The 445-nt window shown below is 63.1% G+C and carries 1 protein-coding gene; it reads right to left on the reverse strand.

From position 1 onward, the window contains the following. On the reverse strand, positions 1-400 hold a 400-nt coding region (locus RM572_RS29280), incomplete at its 3' end, for an MlaD family protein (protein WP_311676372.1). Between the last annotated feature and the right edge of the window lie 45 nt (positions 401-445).

Consider the following 445-nt stretch of genomic DNA (forward strand, 5'->3'; position numbering starts at 1 on the left):
GGAACGAGATGTACTTGTTGCCGAACACCGTGGTCGCCCGCAGCTCAGCGGTCACATTCCGCGGGATCAGCTTCAGGTACTGGGGCTTGACGTCCAGGATCAGCTTGGCCTCCGGGTTGTCATCCACCGTGACCACATCGATCGAGGCCAGGCGCCCGATGGGCACCCCGTTGAAGGTGACCTTCGAACCCCGATCCATCGACAGACCCGCCCGACCCGACAACACGGTCAGCTGCGTCTTCTCCTCGAACGCACCCCGGAACTGCATCCACGTCAACGCCAGCACCGCGACCAGCAGAATGGCCATGCCCGCGCACGCGGTCTTGTACGGCGGGTCGTACCGCCAGTGCTTGACCCGCTGTTGGACGCGGTCCCGCAGTGTCGCGGTGGATGAGGCCACGCGCACACCTCCGAATTATTGACGCAGCCAAAAAACTAAGTTCGG

Source organism: Streptomyces hazeniae (assembly GCF_031845485.1).
Classification (GTDB): Bacteria; Actinomycetota; Actinomycetes; order Streptomycetales; family Streptomycetaceae; genus Streptomyces; species Streptomyces hazeniae.